At 69.8% G+C, this 8,179-nt stretch carries 7 protein-coding genes and 1 pseudogene; 3 read left to right on the forward strand and 5 right to left on the reverse strand.

Translation table 11 applies throughout. From position 1 onward, the window contains the following. Positions 1-35 precede the first annotated feature (35 nt). The 3 genes from AB0I23_RS38270 to AB0I23_RS38280 form a co-directional block, all read right to left on the reverse strand. Entirely contained in the window at positions 36-1,259 is a 1,224-nt protein-coding gene (locus tag AB0I23_RS38270) for a Glu/Leu/Phe/Val dehydrogenase dimerization domain-containing protein (protein WP_359117189.1), read from the reverse strand. Next, positions 1,256-2,884 carry a thiamine pyrophosphate-binding protein gene (locus AB0I23_RS38275; RefSeq protein WP_359117191.1) on the reverse strand — a complete coding sequence of 543 codons (1,629 nt, stop codon included), beginning with the start codon at positions 2,882-2,884 and terminating at the stop codon, positions 1,256-1,258. Before AB0I23_RS38275 ends, AB0I23_RS38270 begins: the two co-directional genes overlap by 4 nt. A gap of 117 nt (positions 2,885-3,001) precedes the next feature. Next, positions 3,002-3,565 (reverse strand): carboxymuconolactone decarboxylase family protein, encoded by a 564-nt coding sequence (locus AB0I23_RS38280; RefSeq protein WP_359117193.1) that lies wholly within the window; start codon positions 3,563-3,565, stop codon positions 3,002-3,004. Between the two features lie 160 nt (positions 3,566-3,725). On the opposite strand from AB0I23_RS38280, the gene AB0I23_RS38285 reads away from it, so the two are divergent. Then, complete coding sequence (locus AB0I23_RS38285; protein ID WP_359117195.1) at positions 3,726-4,166, forward strand: PPOX class F420-dependent oxidoreductase; 441 nt, start codon at positions 3,726-3,728, stop codon at positions 4,164-4,166. A gap of 99 nt (positions 4,167-4,265) precedes the next feature. After that, positions 4,266-5,462 (forward strand): MBL fold metallo-hydrolase, encoded by a 1,197-nt coding sequence (locus AB0I23_RS38290; protein ID WP_359117198.1) that lies wholly within the window; start codon positions 4,266-4,268, stop codon positions 5,460-5,462. A gap of 571 nt (positions 5,463-6,033) precedes the next feature. Here the strand turns inward: AB0I23_RS38290 and tnpA are convergent. Then, on the reverse strand, positions 6,034-6,462 hold the full coding sequence (tnpA, locus tag AB0I23_RS38295) for an IS200/IS605 family transposase (protein ID WP_359117201.1): 429 nt from the start codon (positions 6,460-6,462) through the stop codon (positions 6,034-6,036). Positions 6,463-6,513: 51 nt separating this feature from the next. Between tnpA and AB0I23_RS38300 the strand changes: the two genes are divergently transcribed. After that, positions 6,514-7,713 carry an RNA-guided endonuclease InsQ/TnpB family protein gene (locus AB0I23_RS38300; protein ID WP_359117203.1) on the forward strand — a complete coding sequence of 400 codons (1,200 nt, stop codon included), beginning with the start codon at positions 6,514-6,516 and terminating at the stop codon, positions 7,711-7,713. Positions 7,714-7,729: 16 nt separating this feature from the next. On the opposite strand, the pseudogene AB0I23_RS38305 reads toward AB0I23_RS38300, so the two are convergent. Then, a pseudogene (locus AB0I23_RS38305) lies at positions 7,730-8,086 on the reverse strand (transposase); the annotation flags it as partial. Positions 8,087-8,179 lie beyond the last annotated feature (93 nt).

An 8,179-nucleotide genomic window follows, 5' to 3' on the forward strand; every position in this document is an offset into this window, starting at 1 on the left:
CGCCCGCCTGACCGAGCACGCACGCCCGCGGAGCGTCACCGGTACCAGCCGAAGCGTTCGGCCATCACCGGCAGCCGTTCGCTGACGAGCGCGTGGGCCGCCGCGCGGGGCGTGGAGCCGTCGGCCTCCGCGCGGGCCAGCATCCGGTCGATCAGGGCGCGCATCGAGCGACGGGTGTGCCCGAACGCCTCCTCGGCGTCGGCGCCGATGTCGCCGAACAGGGTCCACCACCACCAGGCGTTCGTACCGGAGTTGACGACCACATCGGGCAGTACGGTGATCCCGCGCACGGTGAGCAGTGCCTCCGCCTCCGGCAGCACCGGCATGTTCGCCGCCTCGACCACCCAACGGGCAGAGATCAGGGCCTGGTTCGTGGCGTCGATGGCGTACGAGACCGCTGCCGGGACGAGCACCTCCGCATCCTGGGCCAGCCAGGCGTCGGCGGGCAGCTCGCGGTCCCCGTCCCGCAGCGCGCCGCGGTCCACCGTTCCGTACGCGTCCCGGGCGGTGAGCAGAGCCTCCACGTCGAGGCCCGCCGGGTTGGCGATGGTGCCCTTGATGTCCGCGACGGCGACGACCTTCAGTCCGGCCCGCGCCAGGAACCGCGCCGTCGCCCCGCCCATCGTGCCGAGCCCCTGCAGGGAGACGCGCGCCTCCGGGTACGCCACCCCCGCCCGGTCCAGCGCGGCGAGCGCCGACTCGGCGACCCCGCAGCCGCCGACCAGTTCGTCGAGCCCGATGCCGTCCACCTCGACGGCGAACGCGTCGGCGAGCCGTTGCCGCGCCGCCGTCTCGTCGTCGAGCAGGGGATAGACGGCCTGGATCGAGGAGACGAGCCCGGCCTCGGCGGCCGCCCGGTCGACGAGGTCCTGCGTCAGCCCGAGATCCTCACCGGTTGTCCAGATGTTCTCGATGTACGGGCGTACGGCCCGCAGATAGCGCACCAGTACCCCGTACGCCTCCGGGGCGCGCGGGTCGCAGTCGATGCCGCCCTTGGCGCCGCCGAGCGGTATGTAGCGGGCCTGTGCGTCGTCGGCGTCGAAGTGCAGGGCCTCCTTCATCGTCATGCCACGGGCGAGTCCGGCCACCTCGTCGAGCGTGCAGCCCTCCCGCATCCGCAGCCCGCCGCTGGACACACCGCGCACCAGCCGGTCGACGACCAGATGGCCCTGACGTCCGGTGACATGGTCCGTCCAGGTCAGCGAGATCAGCGGAGCCGACGCGGCGGTCGGGGACGCGGTCGTCGTCGGCGTCGTCATCGGGAGGTCTCCTCGGTCACAGTGATCAGGGTGGGCCCAGGGGTGGTCAGGGCCAGGGACAGGGCGCGGGTGAGCGCCTCGGGTGAATCGGCGTGGACACCGTGGCCGCCGTACGCGCGGGCCAGCGCCGGGAGGTCGACGGACGGCAGATCGACCGCCGTGGGGGTGTCGCCGCGCGCCGCCATTTCGTCACGGATCTCGCCGTAACCGCCGTTGTCGAACACCACGACGGGCAGCGGCAGTCGCAGCTGGGCGGCGGTGGCGAGCTCCTGCACGGAGAACTGCAGCCCGCCGTCACCGCTCAGCGCCACCACCTGACGGGCGGGATACGCGGTCTTCGCGCCGATCGCGGCGGGCAGGGCGTAGCCGAGCGTGCCGAAGCCGGTCGGATGGAGATAGCGCCCCCCGGGACCCACGGGCAGATGCGGGATCGCGCCGTAGTAGCAGCACTGCGCGCTGTCCGAGGTCAGGATCGCGTCCGCGTCCAGCACGGTGCGTACGGCCTGCAGATACGGCAGCCAGCGGGCATCGCGCTCCGCGGTCTCCGCGTCCCGCCCGGCGCGCAGCGCCCGTACGGCACCGGTCCGGTCCGGAGCGCCGGAGACCGGTGCGCCGTGGGGTTCGGCGAGTTGCCGCCGCAGGGCTTCCAGGGTGGTGCGGGCGTCGCCGACGAGCGGCAGCTGCGCGGGCAGTCCCGCGTACATCTGACCCGGGTCGACATCGACCCGGATCAAGGCGGCGCGCAGCGCGGGCGGCGCGGACCAGAGATCGGACTCGGCCAGTTCCGTGCCCACGGCCAGCAGCGCGTCGCACCCGGCCAGCCATTGCTGTACGGACGGGCTGTGCAGCGACACCCCGAGCGACAGCGGGTGCGCCTCGTCGACGATCCCCTTGCCGTTGGCGGTGGTGACCACCGGCGCACCCAACTCCTCGGCCAGCGCGAGGCACTGCGCCGCGGCGTTCCTGGCGCCGCCGCCGAGGACCAGTGCGGGCTGCCGGGCCGACCGCAGTGCCCGCGCCGCGTCCCGCAGCGTGGGCCCGGGCGGACAGGTCGCGGGCATCGGCGGGGCGAGCCGCACCGGACCCGCCGCTTCCACCGTCTCCAGCACATCGAGTGGCACCTCGATGTGGGCCGGGCGCGGACGCCCCGCACGGAACAGCGTGAAGGCGCGCGCCACCGCGGAGAAGATCTCCTCGACCGTCGACACCCGGTGGCTGAACTCCGAGACTCCTCGCAGTGCGTCGGTCTGGCTGCGCATCTCGTGGAGCAGACCGGTCGACCGGCGCGGGTGGCGCAGTGGCATGCCGGGCGAGACGACCAGCAGCGGCACACTGTCCGAGTACGCCTGACCGACCGCCGCCGCGATGTTCAGCAGCGCCGGACCGGTGGTGGTGATCGCCACCCCGGGGCGTCCGGTGGCCCGCGCGTACGCATCGGCGGCGTACCCCGCGCCCTGCTCGTGGCGCGGGGTGACATGCGCGATGCCATACGGGTCCAGATGCCGGTAGATCTCCAGGTTGTGCGTTCCCGGAATCCCGAACGCCTGCGTCACACCGTGCTCCGCCAGCGCGCGGACCACGGCTTCGCCGCCGGTCAGCGAGGTCGGCCTCGGCTGCTCGGACACGCTGTCTCCCTCCACCAACAGGTCGAATTACTGAATCGCCAGTCAGTATTGGGAGGTGGGAGCGTCCTGTCAATGTGATCTTTACTGAATCGAGGTTCAGTGGTGGAAGCGCGACCGTCAGGGGGTGGCGGGGCGCGGCACCTCGCACTGGTCCTTGAAGCCCTGGCTGGTCAGGCCCAGTGCGGAGTTCGTCCGTGAGCGCATGTTCTCCACGGCGACCATGGTCGTCAGCTCCACCAGTGCCTTCTCGCCGAGCGCGGTTCTGAGCCGGTCCACCAGCTCGTCCGTGACCTCCGGCGGGGTGACGCTCATCGCCTCCGCGTACGCCATGACGTCACGCTCCAGTGGTGTGTATGCCTCACTCTCCCGCCACACCGGCACCTCGCGCAGCTTGCGGGGGTCCATCCCCTGCCGGTGGTTCTCCCAGTAGCCGAAGTCCATGCACCAGCTGCAGCCCACGGTCGCCGCGGATGTCATCACCGCGAGTGCCTTGAGCTGCGGGTCCAGCGCCTTCCACCGGCCCACGGCCAGCACGAAGCGGAGCCCGGCCCACAGCACCCTGGTGTGGTGGGCCGTGGCCCGAACGGGATCGATGACCTTCCCGTACGTACGGTTCGAGTACCACGACACGGCGCGGAGGAGGAGGCTGCGGGGCGGGTCGAGCGAGATACGGGCGGTCATGGCGGGTCTCCTTCGGTTCGGCTCCGAGTCCGCCGCGCGGTCCCCCGGGGGTGCCGGCGGCGGCTGCTGTCAGGGATGAGACGGGCGAGGGCTGCCGGATGTGACACCGGAGAGCGGCCGATCGCGGAATCCTGCGACGGGTACGGACGTTGGTTCCGGCATGACGGGATTCGATGCAGACCAGGACGCGCTTCTCCGACTGATCGCCGAGGAGGACGGCGGGGTGCTCGTGACGCTGAAGCGGGACGGCCGGCCCCAGCTGTCCAATGTCAATCACTTCTACTCCCCCGAGGAGCACATCATCCGTGTCTCGATCACCGAGGGCCGGGCGAAGACACGGAACCTTCGGCGCGATCCGAGGGCGAGCTACCACGTCACCAGCAAGGACCGCTGGGCCTGGACGGTCGCGGACGGGACCGCCGAGCTGTCGCCGGTCGCCACCGACCCGCACGACGCGACCGTGGAGGAGCTGATCACGCTCTACCGCGACGTGCAGGGCGAGCACCCCGACTGGGACGACTACCGCAGTGCCATGGTCCGCGACGGGCGGATCGTCCTGCGACTGCACGTGGAGCATGTGTACGGGCAGCCGCGTGGCTGAGGCGGCGGTGTCCGGCCCTCATTCCGTTGGCCGTCCCGTACTCGCACGGTCGTACCCCCTGCTCATAATGAAACGACACCGACTCCCTCAGGAGATGTTGTGACCGGCGCTGACTCCTTGCACCCGCTCCGCACCCGGCTCCGTACGCTGCGACCCGCCGCATTCGGCGCCGACCCCGACGGCGACCGCATGGAGCGCATCCGGCGCTCACCCAACTTCGCCGACGGCGTCTTCCAGAACCCCATGGGGGCGCGGAGCAGGCCGTCCGGCTCCATGCTGGAGTTCGCGAAGGTCTTCTTCCGCAAGGAGGAGCGGGCCCGCAGGACGCCGACCGGAACGGTACCCGTCCACGCCACCACGCTCGCCGACCTTGCCGCGCCACCCGCCACGGGTCTGCGGCTCACCTGGATGGGTCATTCGAGCGTGCTGGCCGAGATCGACGGCCGCCGGGTGCTCTTCGACCCGGTGTGGGGCGAGCGATGCTCGCCCTTCGCTTTTGCGGGGCCCAAACGGCTGCACCCCGTCCCGCTGCCGCTCGCCGCGCTCGGCCCGGTCGACGTGGTGGTCATCTCCCACGACCACTACGACCACCTCGACCTGCCGACGATCCGCTCCCTGGTGGGTACGGACACGGCCTTCGCGGTGCCGCTCGGCGTCGGCGCCCACCTGGAGCGCTGGGGCGTGTCCGCCGACCGGTTGCGCGAGTTCGACTGGAACGAGACCACGCACATCGCGGGGATCAGCCTGACCGCGACCCCCGCCCGGCACTTCTGCGGACGCGGCCTGCGCAACCAGCAGCACACCCTCTGGGCGTCCTGGGCCGTCGCGGGCCCGGAGCACCGGATCTACCACAGCGGGGACACCGGCTACTTCCCCGGTTTCAAGGACATCGGAGCCGAGCACGGCCCGTTCGACGCGACGATGATCCAGATCGGTGCCTACTCCGAGTACTGGCCGGACATCCACATGACACCGGCGGAGGGCATGCGTGCCCATCTGGACCTCCAGGGCGGGGAGCCGCTCGGCGCGATGCTGCCGATCCACTGGGCCACGTTCAATCTGGCCCCGCACCCGTGGGCCGAGCCGGGGGAGTGGACGAAGGATGCTGCTGCGGAGGTCGGGCAGGCGGTGGCGTTCCCCCGGCCCGGCGAACCCTTCGAGCCGGCGGGGATACTCCCCACGGACCCCTGGTGGCGCGCGGTGTCCGCGCCTATTGCGCACCCGTGGCGCCGCTCCAAGGGGGCGCATACCGCACTGGTGCACCGGGAAGAGGTCGACCTTGCGGGCGAACGGTGATCTCAGGCATGGGGATCTTGCGAAGCCGGAGCGGATGTTGGGTGGCATGTCGCGCGATCAGGACCGCATAGGGAGGGCCATCGACGAGCCCCTGCTACGAGAACGCCTGGTGATGCCACAGCAGTTCACGCCCCGACCCACTTCACGAGGCCCGTCGCATGTGGTGATCCGAACTCGAACCGTCGGTCGTTGACTCTGCCTGCTCATGGCCGCGGGTTCCGAACGACCGTTCGGAGCCCGCGGTGTCTGGGGTGTCGTGATGCCTGCGAGTCATGTGGAATAGATCCTGGGGGCGATCGCTGGGCCTTCTCACCAAGAGAAACGCCCGGCTCCGAGCCCGGCACATCCCTCCGCCTTCAACTCGCTCGCACACGGCTCTGCTGGTGACGACCAGGGTTGCTGGCCATCGTGTCCCGATGTGGAGTACTGGTCCGCGCGTGGTCCGGATCTTGGTCCAGCTCAACGGCCCATCCCTGATCTTGCGTGGGTATCCCCGGCTTCAGCCGGGGAGGGAAACGCGTCCTTGGTCCGGAGGCGCGAAGCGCCGGAGTTCGCTGTGCCTGGGGGATGGTCAGGCAGGTCGCTTCTGCCCTTCGATGTACTGGCGGATCACGGTCAGCGGTGCGCCGCCGCAGGATCCCGCGAAGTAGGAGCGGGACCAGAACACCGATCCCATGCCGATCCGGTTGATTCGCCCGGTGTACTCCGCTCGCAGGTACCTGGAGCTGACGCCCTTGAGGCTGTTGATCAGCTTCGACAGGGCGACCTTCGGCGGGTAGTGCACCAGCAGGTGCACGTGGTCGGCTTCGCCGTTGAACTCCCGCAGCTCCGCCTCGAACTTGCCGCAGACCTCGCGCATGATCTCTTCGCACCGCTTCAGCATGTCGTCATCGAACACGCCGCGCCGGTACTTGGTGACGAACACCAAGTGGGCATGGAGGTGGTGGGCGACGTGGCGACCGGTACGAATATCGGGGTTTGGTTCCCATCGTGGTGACATACGCCAAGCGTAGTATGATCTCCGAAGCGGGCCAGGAAGGGGGTGGGCCGGATGATCCGTGCGTACAAGTTCCTGATGCGGCCCACCGTGGGCCAGCAGGGCGCGCTCGCCGAGATGCTGCGGGATCACTGCTCGCTCTACAACGGCGCGTTGCAAGAACGCCGCGATGCCTACCGGCACAGCTCGAAGACGACGGTCCGGTACGGGCAGCAGTCCGCCCAGCTCAAGGACATCCGGGCCTTCGACCCGGAACGCCAGGGACGTTGGTCGTTCTCTTCTCAGCAGGCGACGTTGCGACGGCTGGACAAGGCGTTCGCCGCGTTCTTCCGTCGGGTCAAGGCCTCAGAGGCACCGGGGTATCCGCGCTTTCGTTCGGCCAAGCGGTTCGACACCGTGGACTTCCCGAAGGACGGCGACGGCTGCCGCTGGGATGCCACCCCGCACGACCCCGTCACCCGCGTCCGCCTCCAGGGCGTCGGACACGTCAAGGTGCACCAGCACCGGCCGGTGGCCGGGAAGGTCAAGACGATCAGCGTCAAGCGCGAAGGGCGGCGCTGGTACGTCATCCTCACCGCCGACCAGGAACAGCCCGAGCCCCTACCGGCGACCGGCAGCATGGTCGGCATCGACCTGGGCATAGCGAACTTCCTCGCCGACTCCCACGGCGAGTTCGTACCCAACCCCCATCACGGGGCGAAGGCCGCCGCGAAGCTCGAAGCCGCGCAGCAGGCCCTCGTCCGGTGCAAGCGCGGCTCGAAGCGCCGACGCAAGGCCGTGGAGGTTGTGGCGCGGCTGCACCGCAAGGTCCGCCGTCAGCGCCTGGACCACGCGCACAAGACCGCGCTGAACCTGGTGCGTGACCACGATTTCATCGCGCACGAAGACCTCAGGATCCGCAACATGAGCAAGGTCCCGGCTCCGAAGCCGGACCCCGCCACGCCGGGCACCTTCCTGCCCAACGGGGCCGTCGCCAAGGCCGGGCTGAACCGTTCGATCGCTGATGCCGGATGGGGGGTGTTCCTGACGATCCTCACCGCCAAGGCAGAATGCGCCGGACGGGAAGTGATGGCCGTGGACCCCCGCAACACCTCCCGGCGGTGCCCCGTATGCGGGTACACCGCCAAGGAGAACCGGCCCACCCAGGAGAAGTTCCACTGCGTCTCGTGCGGTCACCAGGCACACGCGGACACGGTGGGCGCCCTGAACGTTCTACGGGCCGGGCTGGTCCGTCGCGAAGCCCAACCGGCCTAGCGAGAAGCCCCCACCTTCAGGTGGGGGAGGAGTCACGATGATGACATGCCGTGGGCTGCGGCTGCTTCCAGTGGGCAAGGCCGCGTCGCGGTCGTCCCTCGTGGAGTGGGCCGACATGGGCGAGAAGACAGTGTCTCGTGATTCTGTTGGTTTCACCTGAGGTGACTTGGTTCCGAAGGCTTGGCAGGGTGTTTCTTCTGAGCAGATGGACGAGTTTCGTGTCGAAGTCGACGGTGGAGGGAATCCCCGCGGCCTGGCAGCGGGCTGCGTCCTGGGTCCATGAGCGCGGGACGTACAGTTCCCTGCCGATCGCCGCGTGTTCACGCGGGGTGGCGAAGGCGACGTAGACGGTCACCTCGCTCTGCCGTGGCCTCAGCTTGACTCTGTCGGGGATCTTGGAGTTTCGCTGTGCGGCGGCATGGTCAACAAGCATGCTCGTGTCGTTCCGATGACCGATGCAGCTGCC

The organism is Streptomyces atratus (assembly GCF_040655115.1).
Classification (GTDB): Bacteria; Actinomycetota; Actinomycetes; order Streptomycetales; family Streptomycetaceae; genus Streptomyces; species Streptomyces atratus_D.